Annotated in this window: 22 protein-coding genes and 2 pseudogenes; 17 read left to right on the forward strand and 7 right to left on the reverse strand. The window is 71.3% G+C overall.

Annotated features, from left to right (window positions below; translation table 11 throughout):
• Positions 1-27: 27 nt before the first annotated feature.
• The 3 genes from nhaA to AC3ETA_RS17235 all read right to left on the reverse strand — a co-directional run bounded on the left by nhaA (position 28) and on the right by AC3ETA_RS17235 (position 6,623).
• Positions 28-1,467: a Na+/H+ antiporter NhaA gene (gene nhaA, locus AC3ETA_RS17225; protein ID WP_432193766.1), complete on the reverse strand. Its 1,440-nt coding sequence runs from the start codon at positions 1,465-1,467 to the stop codon at positions 28-30.
• Positions 1,468-1,665: 198 nt separating this feature from the next.
• A complete protein-coding gene (acs, locus tag AC3ETA_RS17230) occupies positions 1,666-3,624 on the reverse strand; it encodes an acetate--CoA ligase (protein ID WP_432193767.1) in 1,959 nt (652 codons plus the stop codon).
• A 311-nt stretch (positions 3,625-3,935) separates the two neighbouring features.
• On the reverse strand, positions 3,936-6,623 hold the full coding sequence (locus AC3ETA_RS17235) for a bifunctional SulP family inorganic anion transporter/carbonic anhydrase (RefSeq protein WP_432193768.1): 2,688 nt from the start codon (positions 6,621-6,623) through the stop codon (positions 3,936-3,938).
• Positions 6,624-6,918: 295 nt separating this feature from the next.
• Here AC3ETA_RS17235 and AC3ETA_RS17240 point away from each other — a divergent pair, with 295 nt between their 5' ends.
• Entirely contained in the window at positions 6,919-8,226 is a 1,308-nt protein-coding gene (locus AC3ETA_RS17240) for a polysaccharide deacetylase family protein (RefSeq protein ID WP_432193769.1), read from the forward strand.
• Here AC3ETA_RS17240 and AC3ETA_RS17245 read toward each other — a convergent pair.
• A pseudogene (locus AC3ETA_RS17245) lies at positions 8,216-8,607 on the reverse strand (ATP-binding protein); the annotation flags it as partial. The gene AC3ETA_RS17240 and the pseudogene AC3ETA_RS17245 overlap by 11 nt on opposite strands.
• 230 nt (positions 8,608-8,837) lie before the next feature.
• Here AC3ETA_RS17245 and AC3ETA_RS17250 point away from each other — a divergent pair.
• Positions 8,838-9,662 (forward strand): Fic family protein, encoded by an 825-nt coding sequence (locus AC3ETA_RS17250; protein WP_432193770.1) that lies wholly within the window; start codon positions 8,838-8,840, stop codon positions 9,660-9,662.
• Here the strand turns inward: AC3ETA_RS17250 and AC3ETA_RS17255 are convergent.
• On the reverse strand, positions 9,644-9,892 hold the full coding sequence (locus AC3ETA_RS17255; RefSeq protein WP_432193771.1) for a hypothetical protein: 249 nt from the start codon (positions 9,890-9,892) through the stop codon (positions 9,644-9,646). The genes AC3ETA_RS17250 and AC3ETA_RS17255 overlap by 19 nt on opposite strands.
• 316 nt (positions 9,893-10,208) lie before the next feature.
• A complete protein-coding gene (locus AC3ETA_RS17260; RefSeq protein ID WP_432193772.1) occupies positions 10,209-11,042 on the reverse strand; it encodes an HAD family hydrolase in 834 nt (277 codons plus the stop codon).
• A 585-nt stretch (positions 11,043-11,627) separates the two neighbouring features.
• Here AC3ETA_RS17260 and ssd point away from each other — a divergent pair.
• Positions 11,628-12,755, forward strand: coding sequence for a septum site-determining protein Ssd (gene ssd, locus AC3ETA_RS17265; protein ID WP_432193773.1), 1,128 nt, complete (start codon positions 11,628-11,630; stop codon positions 12,753-12,755).
• A gap of 229 nt (positions 12,756-12,984) precedes the next feature.
• Positions 12,985-13,803, forward strand: a pseudogene (locus AC3ETA_RS17270) (TadA family conjugal transfer-associated ATPase); the annotation flags it as partial.
• 58 nt (positions 13,804-13,861) lie between these two features.
• On the opposite strand, the gene AC3ETA_RS17275 reads toward AC3ETA_RS17270, so the two are convergent.
• Positions 13,862-14,323 (reverse strand): helix-turn-helix domain-containing protein, encoded by a 462-nt coding sequence (locus tag AC3ETA_RS17275; RefSeq protein ID WP_432193774.1) that lies wholly within the window; start codon positions 14,321-14,323, stop codon positions 13,862-13,864.
• 134 nt (positions 14,324-14,457) lie between these two features.
• Between AC3ETA_RS17275 and AC3ETA_RS17280 the strand changes: the two genes are divergently transcribed.
• From AC3ETA_RS17280 to AC3ETA_RS17340, 13 genes are all read left to right on the forward strand, one after another.
• The gene (locus AC3ETA_RS17280) at positions 14,458-14,733 is read left to right on the forward strand and encodes a helix-turn-helix domain-containing protein (protein WP_432193775.1); all 276 of its coding nucleotides are present in this window, start codon (positions 14,458-14,460) and stop codon (positions 14,731-14,733) included.
• Entirely contained in the window at positions 14,730-14,921 is a 192-nt protein-coding gene (locus AC3ETA_RS17285; RefSeq protein WP_432193776.1) for a hypothetical protein, read from the forward strand. Before AC3ETA_RS17280 ends, AC3ETA_RS17285 begins: the two co-directional genes overlap by 4 nt.
• A 90-nt stretch (positions 14,922-15,011) precedes the next feature.
• On the forward strand, positions 15,012-16,193 hold the full coding sequence (locus AC3ETA_RS17290) for a hypothetical protein (protein ID WP_432193777.1): 1,182 nt from the start codon (positions 15,012-15,014) through the stop codon (positions 16,191-16,193).
• Positions 16,190-16,609 carry a hypothetical protein gene (locus AC3ETA_RS17295; RefSeq protein WP_432193778.1) on the forward strand — a complete coding sequence of 140 codons (420 nt, stop codon included), beginning with the start codon at positions 16,190-16,192 and terminating at the stop codon, positions 16,607-16,609. The genes AC3ETA_RS17290 and AC3ETA_RS17295 overlap by 4 nt, the downstream gene beginning before the upstream one ends.
• Positions 16,606-17,118 carry a hypothetical protein gene (locus AC3ETA_RS17300; RefSeq protein WP_432193779.1) on the forward strand — a complete coding sequence of 171 codons (513 nt, stop codon included), beginning with the start codon at positions 16,606-16,608 and terminating at the stop codon, positions 17,116-17,118. Before AC3ETA_RS17295 ends, AC3ETA_RS17300 begins: the two co-directional genes overlap by 4 nt.
• Positions 17,118-17,597: a helix-turn-helix transcriptional regulator gene (locus AC3ETA_RS17305; protein WP_432193780.1), complete on the forward strand. Its 480-nt coding sequence runs from the start codon at positions 17,118-17,120 to the stop codon at positions 17,595-17,597. The genes AC3ETA_RS17300 and AC3ETA_RS17305 overlap by 1 nt, the downstream gene beginning before the upstream one ends.
• Positions 17,594-17,824, forward strand: coding sequence for a hypothetical protein (locus AC3ETA_RS17310; protein ID WP_432193781.1), 231 nt, complete (start codon positions 17,594-17,596; stop codon positions 17,822-17,824). Before AC3ETA_RS17305 ends, AC3ETA_RS17310 begins: the two co-directional genes overlap by 4 nt.
• A gap of 79 nt (positions 17,825-17,903) precedes the next feature.
• Positions 17,904-18,731 carry a hypothetical protein gene (locus AC3ETA_RS17315; RefSeq protein WP_432193782.1) on the forward strand — a complete coding sequence of 276 codons (828 nt, stop codon included), beginning with the start codon at positions 17,904-17,906 and terminating at the stop codon, positions 18,729-18,731.
• Positions 18,728-19,210: a hypothetical protein gene (locus tag AC3ETA_RS17320; protein WP_432193783.1), complete on the forward strand. Its 483-nt coding sequence runs from the start codon at positions 18,728-18,730 to the stop codon at positions 19,208-19,210. Before AC3ETA_RS17315 ends, AC3ETA_RS17320 begins: the two co-directional genes overlap by 4 nt.
• Before the next feature lie 76 nt (positions 19,211-19,286).
• Positions 19,287-19,433: a hypothetical protein gene (locus tag AC3ETA_RS17325; RefSeq protein ID WP_432193784.1), complete on the forward strand. Its 147-nt coding sequence runs from the start codon at positions 19,287-19,289 to the stop codon at positions 19,431-19,433.
• Positions 19,430-19,657, forward strand: coding sequence for a hypothetical protein (locus AC3ETA_RS17330; RefSeq protein WP_432193785.1), 228 nt, complete (start codon positions 19,430-19,432; stop codon positions 19,655-19,657). Before AC3ETA_RS17325 ends, AC3ETA_RS17330 begins: the two co-directional genes overlap by 4 nt.
• Positions 19,658-19,661: 4 nt before the next feature.
• On the forward strand, positions 19,662-20,123 hold the full coding sequence (locus AC3ETA_RS17335; RefSeq protein ID WP_432193786.1) for a hypothetical protein: 462 nt from the start codon (positions 19,662-19,664) through the stop codon (positions 20,121-20,123).
• The gene (locus AC3ETA_RS17340; RefSeq protein WP_432193787.1) at positions 20,120-20,359 is read left to right on the forward strand and encodes a hypothetical protein; all 240 of its coding nucleotides are present in this window, start codon (positions 20,120-20,122) and stop codon (positions 20,357-20,359) included. Before AC3ETA_RS17335 ends, AC3ETA_RS17340 begins: the two co-directional genes overlap by 4 nt.
• Positions 20,360-20,362: the final 3 nt, after the last annotated feature.

The following is a 20,362-nucleotide window of genomic DNA, read 5'->3' on the forward strand; positions in this document are numbered from 1 at the left end:
TTCCGTCTTTTGTACCGTCCCGTCAGATCATGCCCGACGGTGGTCCTCCTCGCCTGCCCTGCCCGTCACTTCGGCACGCGCGTGGCGTGCGGCGAGTTTCTCCTCGGCGAGGCGGCGGTGCTCGGCGGCCTTGCGCTCGTGGATGGCGGCCATGCGCAGGTGGTACTCCGGCTCGTCCTGCTCGTAGATGTCCGGAATGCCGTCGGCGTCCTCGTCGCGCTCCTCGTCCTCGACCATCCCGCGGTACTTGGCGTTCCGTATCTTCAGCAGCACCGTCGCCAGGACCGCCGCGATGAGGGACCCGATCAGTACGGCTGCCTTGACCTCGTCGGTCAGTGTGGCGTCGCCGGCGAAGGCGAGCTCGCCGATGAGCAGCGAGACGGTGAAGCCGATGCCGGCGAGGGTCGCGACGGCGAACACGTCGGCCCACTCCAGGTCGTCGCTGAGCGAGGCCCTGGTGAAACGTGCCGTCAGCCAGGTGCCGCCGAAGATGCCGACCGTCTTGCCGACCACCAGGCCGAGGACCACGCCGAGCGTCTCCGGCTTGGTGAAGACATCGCCGAGCGCGCTGCCGGAGACGGCCACGCCGGCACTGAACAGTGCGAACAGCGGGACGGCCAGGCCGGCCGACAGCGGGCGCACGAGGTGCTCGATGTGCTCGCCGGGGGAGTGCTCCTCGCCCTCGCGCCGGGTGCAGCGCAGCATCAGGCCCATCGCGACGCCGGCGATGGTGGCGTGGATGCCGCTGTTGTACATCAGCGCCCAGATCACGAGGGCGAGCGGGACGTACACGTACCACCCGCGTACGCCTTTGCGCAGGAGCAGCCAGAAGACGACCAGTCCGACGACGGCGCCGCCGAGCGCGGCGAAGTCGATCTGCGACGTGAAGAAGATCGCGATGATCAGGATCGCGAACAGGTCGTCGACGACGGCGAGTGTGAGCAGGAAGGCGCGCAGGGCGCTGGGCAGGGAGGTGCCGATGACGGCGAGCACCGCGAGCGCGAAGGCGATGTCCGTGGCCGTGGGAACCGCCCAGCCGGCCGAGGAACCGTGCCCGGTGACATTGGTCAGGGTGTAGACCAGCGCGGGCACCGCCATGCCGCACAGCGCGGCGACGACCGGCAGCGCGGCCGCCCTGGGGTCCTTCAGATCGCCGGCGACGAGCTCGCGCTTGAGCTCGATGCCGGCGACGAAGAAGAAGATCGCGAGCAGTCCGTCGGCGGCCCAGTGCTCGACGGACAGGTTGAGCCCGAGGGCCTCGGGGCCGAGGTGGAAGTGGCCGACGCTTTCGTAGCTGTCGTGCAGTGCGGGTACGTTCGCCCAGATCAGCGCGGTGATCGCGGCGAGCAGCAGCAGGACACCGCCGACGGTCTCGGTGCGCAGCGCGTCCGCGACGAAGGTCCGCTCGGGGAGCGAGAGCCGTCCGAAGACCTTGCGGACGGGAGCGGGTGTGCGGGGCGCGGTCACAGGGAGACCTCCGGTCGGTGGGCAGGACGGAGCACTTGCCGACCAGACTTCCCGGCGCACCTGTGCGTGATGTTTGCTTTGCTTAGTTTACCTAAGGGTGCGCCGGATCGCATCCGTCGGATTCCACCGTACGTACGCGAGGGGCACCCGGCGCGGTCGCCGGGTGCCCCTCGCACTGTTCCTTGCTCAGTTCCTTGCTCAGTCCTCGCTCGGCGCGGCCGGCAGCTTCGACTGGATGAGGTCCATGACGGTCGAGTCGGTCAGCGTCGTCACGTCACCGAGCTGGCGGTTCTCGGCGACGTCCCGCAGCAGCCGGCGCATGATCTTGCCGGAGCGGGTCTTCGGCAGCTCGGCCACCGGCAGGATCCGCTTCGGCTTGGCGATCGGGCCGAGGGTGGCGCCGACGTGGTTGCGCAGGTCGGCGATGAGGTTCTCGTCGTCGGCGTTCGCCGTGCCGCGCAGGATCACGAAGGCGACGATCGCCTGCCCGGTCGTCTCGTCGGCGGCGCCGACCACGGCCGCCTCGGCGACGGACGGGTGCGAGACCAGCGCGGACTCGACCTCGGTGGTCGAGATGTTGTGGCCGGAGACGAGCATGACGTCGTCGACCCGGCCGAGCAGCCAGATGTCGCCGTCGTCGTCCTTCTTGGCGCCGTCGCCGGCGAAGTACTTGCCCTCGAAGCGTGACCAGTACGTGTCGAGGAAGCGCTGGTCGTCGCCCCAGATGGTGCGCAGCATCGACGGCCACGGCTCGGTCAGCACCAGGTAGCCGCCACCGCCGTTCGGGACCTCGTTCGCCTCGTCGTCGACGACGGTCGCGCAGATGCCGGGCAGCGGGCGCTGCGCGGAGCCGGGCTTGGTCTCGGTGACGCCCGGCAGCGGCGAGATCATCATCGCGCCGGTCTCGGTCTGCCACCAGGTGTCGACGACCGGGGCGAGGTCGGCGCCGATGTGCTTGCGGTACCAGACCCACGCCTCGGGGTTGATCGGCTCACCCACGGAACCCAGCACCCGCAGGCTGCTCAGGTCGAACTTCGCGGGGATGTCGTCGCCCCACTTCATGAACGTACGGATCGCCGTCGGTGCCGTGTACAGGATGGTCACCCCGTACTTCTGCACGATCTCCCAGAAGCGGCCCTGGTGCGGGGTGTCCGGCGTGCCCTCGTACATCACCTGCGTCGCGCCGTTCGCCAGCGGCCCGTACACGATGTACGAGTGGCCCGTGACCCAGCCGACGTCGGCCGTGCACCAGTACACGTCCGTCTCCGGCTTGAGGTCGAACACCGCGTGGTGGGTGTACGACGTCTGGGTGAGGTAGCCGCCGGAGGTGTGCAGGATGCCCTTGGGCTTACCCGTCGTACCGGACGTGTACAGGATGAACAGCGGGTGCTCGGCGTCGAAGGCCTCGGGGGTGTGCTCGGCGGACTGCCGCTCGACGATCTCGTGCCACCACACGTCCCGGCTGTCGTCCCAGGCGACGTCCTGGCCGGTGCGGCGCACGACGAGCACGTGCTCGACGTTGTCGACCTTGCCGATCGCCTCGTCCACGGCCGGCTTCAGCGCGGACGGCTTGCCGCGCCGGTAGCCGCCGTCGGAGGTGATGACGACCTTGGCGTCCGCGTCCTGGATACGGGTGGCCAGCGCGTCCGCCGAGAAGCCGCCGAAGACGACCGAGTGCGCGGCGCCGATGCGCGCGCAGGCCAGCATCGCGACCGCCGTCTCGGGGATCATCGGCATGTAGACGGCTACCCGGTCGCCCTTCCGGACGCCCAGCTCCAGCAGGGCGTTGGCGGTCTTCGACACCTCGTCCTTGAGCTCGGCGTAGGTGATGGCGCGGCTGGCACCGGGCTCGCCCTCGAAGTGGATGGCGACACGTTCGCCGAGCCCGGCCTCCACATGCCGGTCCACGCAGTTGTACGCGACGTTGAGCTCGCCGTCCTTGAACCACTTCGCGAACGGCGGGTTCGACCAGTCCAGCGTCTCGGTCGGCTCCTTGGCCCAGGTCAGCCGACGGGCCTGCTCGGCCCAGAAGCCGAGCCTGTCAGCCTTGGCCTGTTCATACGCCTCCGCCGTGACGTTGGCGTTCGCGGCCAGGTCGGCGGGGGGTGCGAACCTGCGCTCTTCCCTCAGCAGGTTGGCCAGGCTTTCGTTGCTCACGACATCTCCCTTTCCCAGGGTGTCCGTTGTGTCCCAGGCCACAGCTCATCAGACCCGGGGCCCCGATGACAAGGGTCGCCGGAAAATTGGTTTAGACCTGTCAACGGGATGGGCCCCGAGCTGCGGTTTGTGCCGGGGTTATCCGTTTCCACGGACGCCGGACGAGGGCGGTTCAGGTCTGTAACCCCTCTCACATCCGGGCCGGGCCCAGGCGGAAACGAGGGCCCCGTGGGAGCGCGGATCACATGGGAGTGCCGACCACATGGGAACGCGGCCCCGTGAAGCAGCGGGGCCGCGCACAGCTGCCTGTGTCAGGCCGACAGATCCGCCGCACCCACGTGATCGAACACCCTGTCCTCGTGGCCCTCGGTGAGCAGGTACGCCTGCGCCTCGCCCACGTGGAAGTACATCCCGTGCAGCTCCAGCTCGCCCGCGCGCAACGCCCGGGCCACCGACTCGTGGGCGCGCAGGTGCTCCAACTGCTGCACCACGTTGGTCAGGCAGAGCTGCTCGACCGCGTCGGCCGGTGCCCGCCCGGCGAGCCTGGGCCAGGGCCGGTCCTCGTCGGACATCCGCTCCAGGCTCGGCCGCCCGTGCCGCAGCCACCGTCTGAGCGGGGTCTGCGCGGCGCCCGGCTCGGAGGTGAGCAGCGCCTGCATGGCCCCGCACCCGGAGTGCCCGCACACCGTGATCGACCGGACCTGGAGCACGTCCACCGCGTACTCGATCGCGGCCGCGACCGAGTCGTCGCCGCTCTCCCGGCCGGGCAGCGGAACGAGGTTGCCCACGTTGCGCACCACGAACAGGTCCCCGGGACCACTGGAGGTGATCATCGATGTGACCAGTCGGGAGTCCGCGCAGGTGAGGAACAGCTGGGACGGCTGCTGCCCCTCACGCGCCAGCCGAGCCAGCTCGCCCCGCACCAAGGGGGCGGTGTTGCGCTGGAACGCGCTGATGCCGCGGGCCAGTTGGCGGGCGCTGGGGCGGCTGCCGTCGGCGGCTGTGCCGGCGCCGGCTCCGGTGCCGGCTCCGGTACCGGTGTCTGTGGCTGCTTCGGTGCCTGGGCCTGAACCCGTGCCGGTGGCCGTGCTTGTGCCGGCGTCCTCGCTTGGGCCGGCGGTGCTGTCCTTGGGGTCGTCGGGTCGGGAGAGGGCGTCCGTGCCGCCGCCGGTGGGGCTGGGCTCGCTGACCTTGTCGGGTTCGCCGGTGCCGCCGTGGCCTTCGGTGCCGTCCGTGCGGACGGTGCCGTCGGAGTCTGAGGGCGCCGCGCTTCCACCGGTGTCGTCGGTCCCGGTCGCCCGGGCGTTTCCGGGCTGCCCGTCACGGAGCAGGGCGGCTTCCGGGATCTCGCACTGGTGGTTGCGCCAGGGCGTCCAGGGGTGGCAGCGGCAGTCGGCACTCTCCTGCGCGGCGACCCCGGTGAGGGCCTGGAGGCCGGCCGGTCCCGTGGGCTCACCGATGCGGACCCCGGACCTGCGGCCGACGAGTTCGACGGTGCCGCCGTGCACGGTGTGCGTGTTCTGCCAGTCCTGCAGCGACTCGTAGGCCGCGTGGTCCATGAACGACCCGTCCAACTCCACGACGGCGTCGGCGCCCTGGGGCACGAGATGCAGGGCCCGGCTCAGGCGCGGCACCGCGAGGAACGTCAACTGTCCTCGCACATGTACGTGATGGACTCCTTCCGTCTCGGCGTGCGTGATGCGGGTACGGGTGAGGCGGTGCAGGGCGACGCCGACGGCCATGGCGATGCCCAGGGCAACGCCCTCCAGGACGCCGAAGAACACCACGGCGAGGGTGGTGACCGCATACACCAGCACCTCTCGGTGGCGGGTCACCGTGCGGATGTGGTGCAGGGACACCATCTGGATGCCGACGGCCATCACCAGGGCGGCGAGCGAGGCGAGTGGGATGAGCTCCAGGATCGGGACCATCAGCAGCGCGGCGATCACTACGAGAACGCCGTGCAGCATCGTGGAGTTCCGGCTCACGGCACCGGCGTGCACATTCGCGGAACTGCGCACGGCCACACCCGCGATGGGCAGCCCGCCCAGCGCGCCGGAGACGACGTTGGCGGCGCCCTGGCCGAGCAGTTCGCGGTCCAGGTCGGAGCGCCCGACCCGGGCGGACTGCTCCGGCCGGCCGGCGACCAGCTTGTCCACGGCGACCGCGCCGAGCAGCGACTGCACGCTGCACACCAGCGTGATGGTGAGCACGGCGGCGACCAGACCGAGCACCGGCCCTTGAGGGAGCGCGGCCAGTGCGTGGCTGCTCCAGGACGGCAGGTCGACCTTGGGCAGGCTCAGGCCCATGAGCGAGGCGGCCGTGGTCGCGACGGCGACGGCGACGAGCGGGGTGGGCACCTTGCGCAGCAGCTTGCCGGCCCGGCCGGGAAGCCTGGGCCAGAGCACCAGCAGGGCGAGGGTCAGCACGCTCACCGACAGGGCGGCGGGATGCACCCGGGCCAACTGGGCGGGCAGTTCGCGCAGGTTGTCCAGGACCGAGCTGTGCGGGACGCCGCCGAGGACGATGTGCAGCTGGGCCACGGCGATGGTGACGCCGATGCCGGCGAGCATGCCGTGCACGATCGCGGGGCTGACGGCGAGCGCGGTGCGGGCCACGCGCAGCAGACCGAGGCCGAGTTGGGCGAGGCCGGCGAGGACGGTGATGGCGCAGGTCGTACGCCATCCGTACTGGTGGATGAGCTCGGCGGTGACGACCGTGAGTCCGGCGGCGGGGCCGCTGACCTGGAGCGGGGCGCCGCCGAGCCGTCCGGCGACGAGGCCTCCGACGGCGGCGGCGACGAGGCCGGCCTGGAGGGGCGCGCCGGTGGCGAGGGCGATGCCGAGGGAAAGGGGGAGTGCGATCAGGAAGACCGCGATGGAGGCCGAGACATCGGCACCCGCGAGGCGCGGGCGGCGGGCCGGCGGTGGGCTGTGTGGTTCGTGGCTGTGCTCTTCTCGACGTGGCTCGTCGGCGCGGGTCGGAACGCAGGCTGACATGTTTCCCGTCTCCTCCGGGCAGCGCGGCCGCGAGTCTGGCGGTCCCCCTCGGGGCGGGGGTCGGGTCGCGGCCGAGTGGTCACGGCATACAGCGGCGGGATGCATCAACTGTCGGTAAACGGATCGTAATGCAGAGTAAAGTGACGGAATAGATTTTCCGAGCAAATGGACTAATAAATCCCTCTCAAGAGTGAAGTAGCTAATTAGTCGGCTTGTCGTATTAATTCCTTTCTCGGTCCCGTGCGACCTTGGCGGCGCTGTCGCCCTCCGAGAGAAGGAAGTAGGTGGACCGAACATGGCCGCCACTCGCAGGTTCGCCGCCCCCCGAAAAACCGCCGCGACACACCGAATTGCCGCGAGCACCGCTGCCGCCGCGGTCTGCGCCGCATCGCTCGCCGGTTGCGCGAGCCGTGACACGAGCGGGCAGTCGGCGCCCGGTCCACAGAAGGCGAAGCCCGCGGCGCCCGTGCCCCGGAGCGCGGTCCGTCTGATCGGTGACGGGTCCACCGCGTACACCGGCGCACAGCCGCATCTGCCCCGGCCCGAACGGCTCAAGCCCGGTCAGAAACCCCCGCAGTTCGTGGTGTTCTCCTGGGACGGTGCCGGCGAGGACGGGCAGAGGCTGTTCTCCCACTTCCGCAAGGTGGCCAGGGCGAACAACGCGACCATGACGTACTTCCTCAGCGGCGTGTACATGCTGCCGGACCACAAGCGTGACCTGTACCGGCCCCCGCAGCACTCGCCGGGCCGCTCCGACATCGGCTTCAACGACGCGGAGGGAATCCGCGACACCGTGAAACAGCTGCGCCTGGCGTGGCTGGAGGGCAACGAGATCGGCACCCACTTCAACGGCCACTTCTGCGGCAGCGGCGGCGGCGTCGGCGAGTGGTCGGTGGAGGAGTGGAAGGACGAGATCACTCAGGCGAAACGATTCGTCAAGTCCTGGAAGACCAACACCGGCATGACGAAGGCGTCCCCCCTCCCCTTCGACTACGACAAGGAGCTCATCGGCGCCCGCACACCCTGTCTGGAGGGCCGCAAGAACTTCGTCACGGCTGCCCGCGAGATGGGCTTCCGCTACGACTCCAGCGGCGTCAACAACCAGCTCTGGCCCGTCAAGAGGGAGGGCCTGTGGGATCTGTCGATGCAGCTCGTGCCGTTCCCGGGGCACTCCTACGAGCAGCTCACCATGGACTACAACTTCATGGTCAACCAGTCGGGCACCAAGAGCCAGGGTGACCCCGGCAAGCACGAGTTCTGGGGCGACCAGATGCGGGACGGCCTGCTCATGGGCTTCCGCCGCGCCTACGAGGGCAACCGCGCCCCCCTGATCATCGGCAACCACTTCGAGTCCTGGAACGGCGGCACCTACATGCGCGCCGTCGAGGAGGTCGTCGAGGCGGTCTGCAACAAGCCCAACGTGCGCTGTGTGTCCTTCCGGCAGCTCGCCGACTGGCTCGACGCCCAGGACCCGGCGGTCCTGCGGAAGTTGCGCACCCTGGAGGTCGGCGAGGCCCCGAAGCAGGGCTGGGTGTCCTTCCTGTCCGGACGTCCCGCACCCGCCCCGAAGGGGGTTCCCGGGGCTCCGCCGCTCAAGCAGTAGGCGTCAGCGGGATGTCGCACTCGGGCGGGGCGCACACGCTCTCCCCGAGCACGAACCCGGGGTCGATCTGCGCAGCCAGGTCGGCCCCGGTGCGCTCGTTCCCCCAGGACCAGGCGTTCTTCAGGTGGAAGTGCACCATCTGGCGGGTGTAGCGCTCCCAGTCCCGCAGCTCGTAGGTCGCGTCCACGGCCGTGTGCAGCCGGCGGAGAGGTGGTTGTCGTCCTCCAGGAGGTCGAACCGGGGCGGACGGCCCTTCTCCATGGAGCGCACCCAGTCCGAGTGCCCGACGGTCACCAGCAGGTCGTCCCCGACCTCGGCGCGGAGGAAGTCGAGGTCGTCCTGACCCTGCACCTTGTTGCCGACGACCTTCAGGAGGACAGGGTCGTCTTGCCGCTGCCGCCCTTCCCGACGAAAGTAATTCTCATTTTCACGAACAGTAGTCTTCTGATAGCTGTATGTGTACGGCGCATGGGGAAGGCCACTCGATCGTGGGGTGCGGGCGATCGGTGGGGCGCGAAGCTCGTTGGGGGGTGGCGGCGGCCGAGAGGCGGGCGCGTAGTGCCGAGAGGCGGGCGCGTAGTGCCGAGATGGGGGCGCGTAGTGTCGTACTCATGAGTACGACAGGTGCGTCAGCCGATCCGCTCGCGGCCCTCGGTTCGCTTCCCGGGGTGCCCGAGTCCGTGGAGTCCGTGCGCAAGGCGGTGGACCGGGTCTACGGGCACCGGATCATGCGGCGGCGCAGCAACGAGATCACCTCCGAGGCGGCGCTGCGCGGCGCCCGTGGCTCGGCGGCGCTGTCGGGTGCCGACTGGGCGCTCGAAGAGGTGCGCCGGCGTACCGACTTCAGCGGTGACGACGAGGCGCGCGTCATGGGCGCATCCCTGCGGCTGACGGCCGAGGCGGGCCAACTGCTGTCCATCTGGCGGCAGTCGCCGCTGCGCGTACTGGCCCGCCTGCACCTGGTGGCGACGGCGAGCAACGAGGGCGAGGTCGGGCGTCCGCGCCAGGCCGGCGAGCCCGTCGACGAGCCGCTGATCGAGCTTCCGCTGCCGAGCGCCGAGGAGGTGCACGGCCGGCTGGAAGGGCTGGCCGAGCTGATCATCGCGGGCGGTTCGGCGCCCGCTCTGGTGACGGCGGCCGTCGTGCACGGCGAGCTCCTCGCGCTGCGCCCCTTCACCTCCAACAACGGCCTGGTCGCCCGTACGGCCGAACGCATCGTCCTGGTCGGCAGCGGCCTCGACCCCAAGTCCGTCTGCCCCGCCGAGGTCGGTCACGCGGAACTCGGGCGTGCGGCTTATCTGGCGGCCCTCGAAGGCTATGTGTCCGGCACTCCCGAGGGTATGGCGGCCTGGATCGCCCACTGCGGCAGGGCGATCGAGCTTGGGGCGCGCGAGTCGACGGCGGTGTGCGAGGCGCTTCAGCGCGGGGCGGCGTAGGGCGGGGTGCCGCAGGGCGGGGTGCCGCAGAGCCGGGTGTCGTAGGCCCGGGTGCCGTAGGGCGGGGTTTCGCCGGCGCGGAGCGGGACGGCGCGGAGCGGGACGGCGAGCAGCAGGGCGGCGCGGAGTGGTTCGGCGCACGCGTGCGTGAGGCTTCGTCGGCTTCCGGGAATCCCGCGCGGTGCCCACAAGAGTTGCGGCGGTACGAGGATTCGTACCGCCGCTGGCATGTTCACCGGGTTACCAAGCGTCCTCGATATGTTGCCCATCAGGTCGGGAACTTTGCCCGTGGCCTGGTGCGGCTGGCCCGTAATCGACGGGTCGACGTCGCGTGGGTGCCCAATGTTCATGCTCGGTCCGTGGGGCCAAATGCGTATTTAAGGTGATCCTCTCGGATGTCCTTGGTCTCGCGGGCCGTTGACTCCTTTGTACTCCAGGTCACAACCAAGCGGAAGGCTTGGCCGCAGTTCTTTACTTTTACTCTCAAACCACTTCAAACGGGCGCTTGTTTGTCGAGCGGGGTGTGTGCAAAGTCGAAGGCGCAGGTCAGGCGGGCGCCGTACGGCGTCGGTTCGCGTACCAGACCAGGCCCGCCGTGGCCGCCGCGGCTCCTATGGCGGCTGCCGCGACCAGTGCCGGACGAGGCGGTACGGAGAAGGAGGGGATCCGCTGCTTGAGCCGGACCGGGCGATGGAAATCGAGAATCGGCCACCCGCGCGCGAGTGCCTCGCGGCGCAGCGCGCGGTCCGGGTTCACGGCGTGCGGACGCCCGACCGTCTCCAGCATCGGCAGGTCGGTCGCCGAATCGCTGTAGGCGTAGCAGCGGTCTAGGTCGTAGCCCTCGGACTTGGCGAGTTCCCTGATGGCCTCGGCCTTCGTCGGGCCGTACGCGTAGTACTCCACCTCTCCGGTGAAGCAGCCGTCGGCGCCCACGACCATGCGGGTGGCCACCACGCGGTCGGCGCCGAGCAGCTCGCCGATCGGCTCGACCACCTCGGCGCCCGAGGTGGACACGATCACCACGTCGCGGCCGGCGATGTGGTGCTCCTCGATGAGGGAGGCGGCCTCGTCGTAGATGATCGGGTCGATCAGGTCGTGCAGCGTCTCGGCGACGATCTCCTTGACCTGCTGGACGTTCCAGCCGCGGACGAGCGCGGAGAGGTACTTCCGTGTGCGCTCCATCTGGTCATGGTCCATACCGCCCACTCGGAAGACGAACTGGGCATATGCGGTCCGCAAGGCGGCCCTGCGGTTGATCAGACCGCCTTGGTAGAACGACTTGCTGAAGGTGAGCGTGCTCGACTTCGCAATGACCGTCTTGTCCAGGTCAAAGAAGGCCGCTGTGCGGGGCAAGGAGTGGTTTTCCACGACCCTGAGCATAGGCGCAGCCCATTCGGCGTAAGGTGGGCGCGTGGGTTTGCCTGAGAGGGCTCTCGGGTACACCATGGAAGTCACGGATCGTTCGCGACCGTGCTAACCCGGTCCGACTCCTCCCCCCCCCCGGAGTCGGCCGTGGAGACGACCCCCGCTCTCCCCCCCGGCGGGGGTCGTCGCATGTCCGGGTGGGTTTTCCCTTTTTGAGTGCTGCCGCAGGGCTGCGGCGAGGCGGCTGCGGCCGCCTGTTCGGCATGCTCATGTTTCGTGACCGTGTGTAGTCATCGTGCTGCTCTGCGGGAGTCGCGCAGGGGCCGGTGCGGGAGTCGGTGCGGGGTTCGGTGCAGGGGTCACCTGTTTGGGTGACGGCGATATTCACAGGTGCTGAGTTGTCCACAGTTATCGACCAAGATCCACACGATTTCCGGGACCGCTGCACCGTGATTCCAGCGCGTCCGGCTCGGGCCGACTTGTTGGCCGGTTCCGTTTTGTCGGGCGTGTTTGGCCGGTTCGTATCGGCCGTTCATATGGAGGCCGGTTGCCGGTTCTTCACACGTTTGGGAATCGCGGGGCCGCCGGGCTGCGCGAGCGATGCAGCGAAGGGGGACGGAAACCGTGACCGCAGTCGTCACACACGATCCGCCGTCCGCCGCCTCCGGGCGGCCGGGCAGGCCGTTGATCGTCACGGAAGACGCCGAACTGCTGGACGACCTGCTGCGCCTGTGCGCGGCGGCCGGCGCCACGCCCGAGGTCCACCACGGAGTGCCCGAGCCCAGAGGCAGTTGGGAGGCCGCGCCGCTCGTCCTCGTCGGCGATGACGCCGCCCGCCGCGTGCGTGGCGCGGGACGCAGGGGCGGGGTGGTGCTGGTGGGCCGGGACCAGGACGACGCCGGGGTGTGGCGCCGGGCCGTCGAGATCGGGGCGGACCACGTCCTGATGCTGCCGGACGGCGAACAGTGGCTGGTCGATCGCATCGCCGACGTCACCGAGGGCGTCGGCAGCCCCGCCCTCACCGTCGGCGTGATCGGCGGCCGGGGCGGCGCAGGAGCCTCCACGCTCGCCTGTGCCCTCGCCGTCACCGCCGCGCGTGAGGGACTGCGCACTCTCCTCGTGGACGCCGATCCGCTGGGCGGCGGACTCGACGTACTCCTCGGCGGCGAGTCGGCCGAAGGACTGCGCTGGCCCTCGTTCGCCGGCTCGCGCGGACGGCTCGGCAGTGGCGCGCTGGAGGAGTCACTGCCGAAGCTGCACTCCCTGCGGGTCCTGAGCTGGGACCGCGGCGAATGCCTCGCCGTTCCGCCGCAGGCGATGCGAGCGGTGCTCGCGGCGGCCCGGCGCCGGGGCGGCACGGTCGTCGTCGACCTGCCCCGCCGCATCGACGACGGCGTCGCCGAGGCCCTCGCCCAACTCGACATCGGGCTCCTCGTGGTCCCCGCCGAACTCCGCGCGGTCGCCGCAGCCCGCCAGGTGGCCTCCGCGGCCAGGCTCGTCCTACGGGACCTGCGGGTGGCGGTACGCGGCCCCTACGCACCCGGACTCGACGACCGCGAGGTGGCCCGGCTGCTGGACCTGCCGCTGGTGGGTGAGGTGCCGGTCGAGTCGGGGCTGTCGCGACCGCACGGGAGCGAGGAACCGCCGGGGGCGGCCGGGCGAGGACCACTGGCGCGGTTCTGCCGGGAGTTCTGGGAGCGCTCTTTGCTTGAGGCGAGGGCGGCATGAGTACGGCGGCGCGGCTTGATCGGGGAGTGGGTGTGTGGGCGGCGTGGGTTCGGTGGTGGGGCTTGATCAGGAGAGTGGGTGTGTGGGCGGCGTGGGGACGGCGACGGGGCTCGATCGGGTGAGCGGGCGTGAGGGCGGTGCGGGTGGTGGACGGCGGGACTCGGCCGAGCGAGCCGGTCCGCCGGCCCGGAGCTTGGTTCCGGAGCGGTTGGCGGCCAGGGCCGTCGGCATGCCGTCGGAGTTGCTGGACGGGGTGCGGCAGTGGCTGGCCGAGAGCGGGGCCGAGCCGACGCCCGCGCGGGTGGCGCAGGCTCTGCGCGAGCAGGGCAGGGTGCTGGGGGACGCCGAAGTCCTCGGCGCGGCTGCGCAATTGCGGTCCGAGCTGGTCGGGAGCGGCCCGCTGGAACCACTGCTCGCGGATCCGTCCGTGACAGACGTACTGGTGTCGGCGCCGGACCGTGTGTGGGTGGACCGGGGCGGCGGCCTGGAGCTGACGTCCGTGTCCTTCCCGGACGCGGCTGCTGTACGACGTCTCGCGCAGCGCCTGGCCGCGGTGGCCGGGCGGCGACTGGACGACGCGCGGCCCTGGGTGGACGCCCGCCTGCCCGACGGGACCCGGCTGCACGCGGTGCTGCCACCCGTCGCCGTCGGCTGCGCGTGCCTGTCGCTGCGAGTTGTACGGCCCCGGGCGTTCACGCTCGACGAACTGGTCGCGGCCGGCACGGTGCCGCCCGGCGGGGACGGGGTGCTGCGCGCACTGGTCGACGCACGGCTGTCGTTCCTCATCAGCGGCGGCACGGGCAGCGGCAAGACCACACTCCTGAGCGCGTTGCTCGGACTGGTGGGGGACGGCGAGCGGATCGTGCTCGCCGAGGACTCCGCGGAGCTGAGGCCGGACCATCCGCACGTCGTACGGCTGGAGAGCAGGCCGGCCAACCAGGAGGGCGCCGGGCTCGTCGCCCTCGACGACCTGGTGCGGCAGGCACTGCGGATGCGGCCGGACCGGCTGGTCGTGGGCGAGGTGCGCGGCCCCGAGGTCGTCCATCTCAATGTCCGCTAAGCACCAACACTCCACAGCGTGACAAGCCCCAGGTCAGGGCTCATCCCTAGCTAGCGCTCCGATCGCCGCGCCCCTGCGCCTTCGCCTCACGCAGCATGTCCACGATCAACTTCCGGTCCTCGACGGACAGCGGCATCTCCCACGCCGTGCGCTCAAGCCGGTCCGACAGATCGGCATACGGCCGTTCCTGCTCCTGCGAAGCCTCGGTCTCCTGGCGTGCGATCTCCCGCAGGATCTCCGCGGCATCGGCCCGGCCCGCGCCATCAAGCCGCTCCGGCGCCAAGCCGACCGTCCGCGCCATGTGCGCCAGCTGCATGTCGCCGACCTTGGTGGCTACTGGGGTGCCGTCCTTCATGAGGTAGCCGTTCTCGATCTGGCCCCAGCGGGAGGCCTTCACGACCCCGCTTCGTTCCGCCGCTTCTGCGCGCGTCATGCCCCGGGCCTGGCGTGCCCTGCGGATGAGGACCGCCTCGGGCGGGGGCTCGGGGGCGGCTTGCTGCGCCGTCATCTGCACTCCCGGCTCGGTTGACCAGCAAGTAAGCGTACGCAATCTCGCGTAATTACGCACGTCAGTACGTCGGACTCCCTTGGATTACGGCCAATTATTGACTGCTAGCTGTAATCCAGCGTAATCTCTCCAGCATGGAACAAGCCCAAACCCGGCTTGCTCAGGACCCTGTGCGGGTTCTCCGCAAGCGCGTACAGGCGGGCCTCGCTCAGAACGAACTCGCGGCACGTGTCGGCATCTCGGCTGCACAGCTGTGTCGCATCGAGAAGGGGAAGAGCGGCGCATCCGCTTCCGTCCTTTCCCGGCTCGCCGCGCAACTCGACTGCGAGATCGCCGACTTGATGCCGCCGGACCCCACGGCGGCGATGGCGGACCCCACGGCGGCGATGGCGGAAAGCAACGCGGCATGAGCGGCCGCGTCTGCCTGACACCTGACGAGGCGTTCGAGGCCGGGTTCAACGAGCCGTGCCAGCACGGCCGGCCCGACCCGGACGACTGCTCGCGCTGTCGGCTGACGGACGCCGAGATCGGCCGCCTGGTCGTGCTCCTGCAGGGCGCCATTCGCCCGCAGCAGCAGAGCGCCAGCACGGCCGCCTGACCACACAAGAACGGGGCCGCGCCCGGCTGGACCCCGGTGCACGACCCCTCGGCACATCCACACCCAAACCTCACCCAGGAGTGGAATCCCGTGAACACAGCATCCCAGAACCCCGGGGCACAGCCCCCGGGATCCCCCGCCTGGCCTCCGGCCCCGCCCGTACAGGCTGCGTTCGCCACGTTCGGGCTGGCTCTCCCTGCCCCGGCGGGGACGCAGTACGACGACCCGTGGCAGGGCAGTGACGTCCCGTTCGACCTGCGGTCGCCGTACCCGGAGCCGTCCGTCGAGGGCCCGGTCTGCGCGGTGTGCGGCGCCCTGGCCGGCGCGGGGGACACGGCGCTGTACCCGGACCCTGCGGGCCGCCGCTACCCGTCGGGCGCCCAGGTGCTGTTCTGCGGCACCTGCGCACCGGCCGCGACGCCTGCGGGCCGTGCCGTCACCGCGGTGGTCGCCAGGGAGATGGCCAAGGACGCCCCCGTCACCCCGCGCGACATCGCGGCCGCCGAGGTGCAGGCCGGCATCGTCTTCGACCCGCAGCGCATCGAGGCCGTACGGACTGCCGAGCGTGAGCAGGCCCGCGCCGAGGTCCGCGCCGAGCTCGCCCAGGCGCAGCAGGACGCCGAGACCAGCGCGTGGTTCCACGCCCGCTGGCGCGCGGTCGGCCAGCTGTGCCAGGGCCGCCACCCCGACCACATGCTGAGGGTGGGCGAGGTCCTGGCCGCCCTCGACGACTGCGCCCCCACCACCGCACCCCTCGCCATCACGTGGGACGGCCTGGTGATGGGCCCCTCCGGCGACACCCCGCACGAGAACACGATCGTCCCCTGCACCACCGCACGCGGCGGCCCGGCCGCCCTCGTCCTGGGCGACGAGCAGCGCCAGGCCCTCGGCGAAAAGCTGCTCACCACCGTGCAGCCCGCCGAGGCCTGCCACACCCCCGGCTGCGGGACCACCGACGCCGAGTTCGCTCAGCTCCGCCGGCCGGTGGAGCGCGGATGGATCTTCGTCGAGGTCGCCGGCGTCGACGACGAGGGCGGCCCGCGCTGGTGGTGCAACCTGGCGTGCGCGTACGCGGCGATGACCGCGGCCGGCGCGGAGCTCGCCGCCGCCGTCGACCCCCACCAGCAGGCACCGAGCGCGCCCGCGCCGGACACCGGCACCGACGCGTGGCCGCCGAACGGGGGACACGACGCCCGGTGCGCGTACGCCGGCGGCATCGGCCCCAACTGCACGTGCGCCGAGGACGACAAGGCCGCCGGGGGTGCCCGGTGAGTGAGACCACCAAGCGGGACCCGCTCGCCAACATCGAGGCCTTCGAGGCCGGCGCGTTCCGCGTCGCCCATGTCGCCCGCCAGCTGCTGGCCGACCATCCCGACCTGCCGATCCGGGAGATCCGCCCTCAGTCCTCCGCCTACCAGGACCCGGGCAGGACGTACGCGAGCCTGGAGATCTCCGCCGGGAGCACCGCCGGTGTGCGTGCGTGGGCCGATGCCCTCAGAGCCACCGTGAAGGTCACGTTCTACGACCACAACAGCACTGCGGCAGCTTTCGAGTCCCACCAAGCCCAGGCAGTGGTCAGCGGGGTGGACGTTGCAGTCGTGGCCACGCGCGGTCATCTGAACGAGGACGAGCTCGCGGCCTGGCGTGCTCAGCAGTCCGCGGCCGCCGGGGGCGGTGAGGGCCGGTGAGCGCCGTCGAGGGGACCACCGAGGCCGGTGGGTCCGGGAAGAGCATCCACGACAGTGCGCTGTCGGCGGACGACGCCACCCGGGCCACCCTGCCGCACCTCCCTTACGCCGATGCCGTCCACGCCGCCCTCGCAGAGGTCGTGATGGTGCCGGATCTCCTCGAGACCGGCGTACGCCAGGAGCACCCGCGCAGCAAGCGGGAGCTGTTCTTGCGGCTTGAGTGGCTGCCCGGCCACGACGACCTGGTCCCGGCCGCCGCTCAGGCGGACGGGCTGACCGTCGAGTGGTCGCACCTGGCCGGCTGGTCCGTCCGCTGCGGCGACGCTCTGGCCGTGCTCGACGTGGACGAGCTCGCCGACCCGGCCACGGTCGCTGAGGCGGCGATGCACGCCGCGCTGTGCGGCCTGGACTGCACCTGCGAGAAACCGCCTGCCGGGCGCTGGGATCAGGCCCTGTCGCTGGACATCGCCCTCGTCCACTTCGACGAGCGTGAAACGAGGACCCACTGATGAGCGAGCCACTCAAGGACAAGGAGATCGCGCAGCTGCGCCGCGGCGGCCTGCTCCTGCCGCCCGGCCCTCGCCCGGGCAGGCGCTGGCTGCCGGGCACGCCCGCCGAACAGCATCTGCTGTCGGAGGGGCGCCGTCTGGATCGCGTGCGTCTGCTGCTCCTCGAAGAGGTCGGGCGCCTGCGGCAGGTGGCCGCGCGTATCCCGCGCGCGGAGGTCCTCGCGGCCGCGGCCCGCGAGGCGGAGCGCATGAAGCGCTGCCCGCTGTCTCAGACCGAGCTCCTCATCGTCACCGGGGCGGCCCGCGGCGAGACGGCCGAACAGACGGCCGCCCGGCTGCACTTCGCTCACGACACCGTGCGCACGGCCCGCGTCCGGGCCGTCGACAAGCTCGGGGCCAACAACATGCTGCACGTCGTCGCCCTGTGCCTGACCGAGGAGTGGGTCAGCCGCGACCAGGTGCGGGGGGTGGCGCCGTGATCTTACTGCTCGGCGTCTTCTACCTCGGCCTCGTCATGGCCGCCGTGTTCGCGCTGGCGGTGATCTTCGACCGGCTGCCCGTGCGGCGTCCGGCGCGCACGATCGGCCAGCCGGTCCAGCACACCGCGCCGCCCCTGCCCCACGCCACGGTGTGGGCGCACGCCGACCTGCGCCACACCCGCCCAGGCCCGCCAGGTCCCGGCCGCCACCGGCGACCCACGGCCTGACCCACCCCGATCCCCGGGTGGGCGGGACGTGCCCTGACAACCGTCCCGCCCACCCGGCAACACCGAAGGACACACGCTTATGCGTCGCGACACGCGACTTGAGATCATCACCCGGGTTCTGCGTCAGCCTCAGCTGGCCCGGCCGTTCGTCGGCCGCGAACTGCGCGAGCCCGTACTGCGGCTGGACGGCGGCCGCAACGAGTGGACGGCGTCCATCCCGCAGGTCGCCGAGGCCATCTACACCGCCCTGTACGGACGCGCCGCCACCGAGCCCGAGCCGAGTCCGCTGGCCCGGGCCGAGGACGCCGGGCGGCGCCGCGGCCTCACCGGCAGGACCGCGCTCATCACCCTCGCGATGACCGAACTCATCCCGGGCGCGGAGCCGGACCGTATGACGGTGCAGGTCGCCGAGCGCTACCTCAACACGCCCCACATCAAGAACACCTGGAGCGGCACGCCCAGGGGCCTGGCCGAGCACATCGCTACTGCCGTGTGGGGAAACGCGGACGGCCCGGTGAGCCCGCTGGCCCAGGCCGAGGACGCCAAGCGGCGCCGGGATCTCGTCGGCGAGGTCGCCGCCCTCAACTCCGGCTACGCCGCGCTCACCACGGCGCCCTGGTATCCGGCCCGCCCCGGCGACATGGTCCACGTCCACTACGAGGCCGCCGGCACCACGGCCGCGTTCGGTGAGACGTACCTCGTCGCCGCGTCCGAGGGCGGGTTCCTGTCCATGCAGCTGCTCGCCCACACCCTGCCCGAGGACACCGAGTTCCTCGACGGCATGGTCGGCTGCTTCGCCGTCGACGACGACCCCGACCCGCTGACCGAGCTGTGGATGGAAGCCGGCCCGCACCGGCTGACCATCGTCCGCGACGGCCGGCCCATCCACGTCGGCGGCGCTCGGTGAGCGGCGTCGACCAGCATGCCGAGGCCCACCGGTTGAGGGCCGAGCTGGGCTGGGGCGCGCGCCGTGTCGCGACCGAGTTGGGAATCAGCCGGCATGCGGCCGCCAAGCTCCTTACCCGGCCACTGGCCGAGGCCGCCGCGCCGGTGGCTGAGGTGGCTGAGCGGCCACGTCGGCCGGTGGCTGAGGTGGCCGCGCCGGTGGCTGCCAGGGTGGCCAGCCACCTCGACGTGATGGTCGGCCAGGCGCCGCCCCCGCCGCGCCACATGGTGGTCGTCGACCTGAAGCGGTTCCCGGGCCTGGCCGAGGACCTGGCGCTGCTCGAGGAGACCGGCGCGTACGCGGCCGAGGTCATCAACTACGCCGTCGGCCGGCTCGCAGGCGCGGTCCGTACAGCGCGCGAACGCGGCGTGCTGCGTGAGGGCCAGCGCTGGGAGTTGACGCACATGTGGCTGCGGCCGGCTGACCGGCCGGCCGCCTGATGACCGGCCGTCCGCCCCGTAGTTCCCGGCGGGACGGGCGGCCCATCTGAACCGACCACTCCTGGAGGTGGCTGTGGTGATCCGCGCATGGGCCGTGCTGACTGCGGCCGTGGTGGCTGCCCTGCTGCTGGTGGCCGACTGCGACGGCCCGCCAGCCGGCGCGGTGCCCCGGCCACACCCCAACCCCGCACCCGTCGACCCGGCCACCGGCCGGCAGCCGTGACCGCCAAACCGTGGCCGCCTGCCGAGCTGCCCGGGCTGTGGGTGGTCGCCGACTACAACCCCCGCCGCGGTGGCTGGGTGCGCACCCCCTACGCCCGCCTGACCTGCCCCCACGGCTGCCTCTTCGAAGAGCGCGGCGAGCCGGCCGACGTCGCCCGCTTCGTCAAGGCCGCCCCCTTCATCCACGCCCGGCGCTGCCCGGGCACTCCGACCGCAAGGAAGTGAACCCATGTCCACCAGATCCGTACCGACCCCGGCAGACCTGGCCGCCGGCCGCTGCGGCGCCCCGCTCACCGCGGCCCCCACACCCACCTGCCAGGCTCCGGCCGCCCGCACACAGACCACGGCCGCGCCGCGCTACGACCGCCGCGCGTGGGAAGCCGCCGTACAGACCGACACCGGCCTCTACTACGCCCCGAGACTGGTCGCCTTCGTGCTGGCCCACCACGCCGGCACGGACGGCTACCTGCCCGCAGGCGGTATCCAGCACCTCAGCTCCCTGGCAGAGAAGACCCGGCTGACCCAGCGCTCGGTAAAGCTCTCCCTGCGCGACCTGGAGCGGACGGGCCTGATACGTCGCGTGGCGACCCCGCAGGGACAGCAGACCCACGTGGCCCGGGCCATCACGCTCACCATCCCGTCCGCCCCCGGCGCCCGCCAGGAGCCACCCAGTACCGGCGATGCCTCATGAGCGGCGCCGAGCGGCAGTTATCGCTGCTGCCCGCCGATCCGCCCCGCTGGGGCGGGCCGGCCGCCGTGAGCGCCGATCCGATCCGCACGTCGGGGCGTACCGAGTACACGGTGCGCTGCGACGGCCCGGGCGGCTGCGGCGAGCGGCACCGGCACACCGGCCCCGGCATACGCACCGCCCCGTGCGGCGCCACCTACACCGTTCCCGGCGGCGAATCCGTCGACGACACCAGCTAGGAC

Source organism: Streptomyces sp. bgisy027, assembly GCF_057710365.1.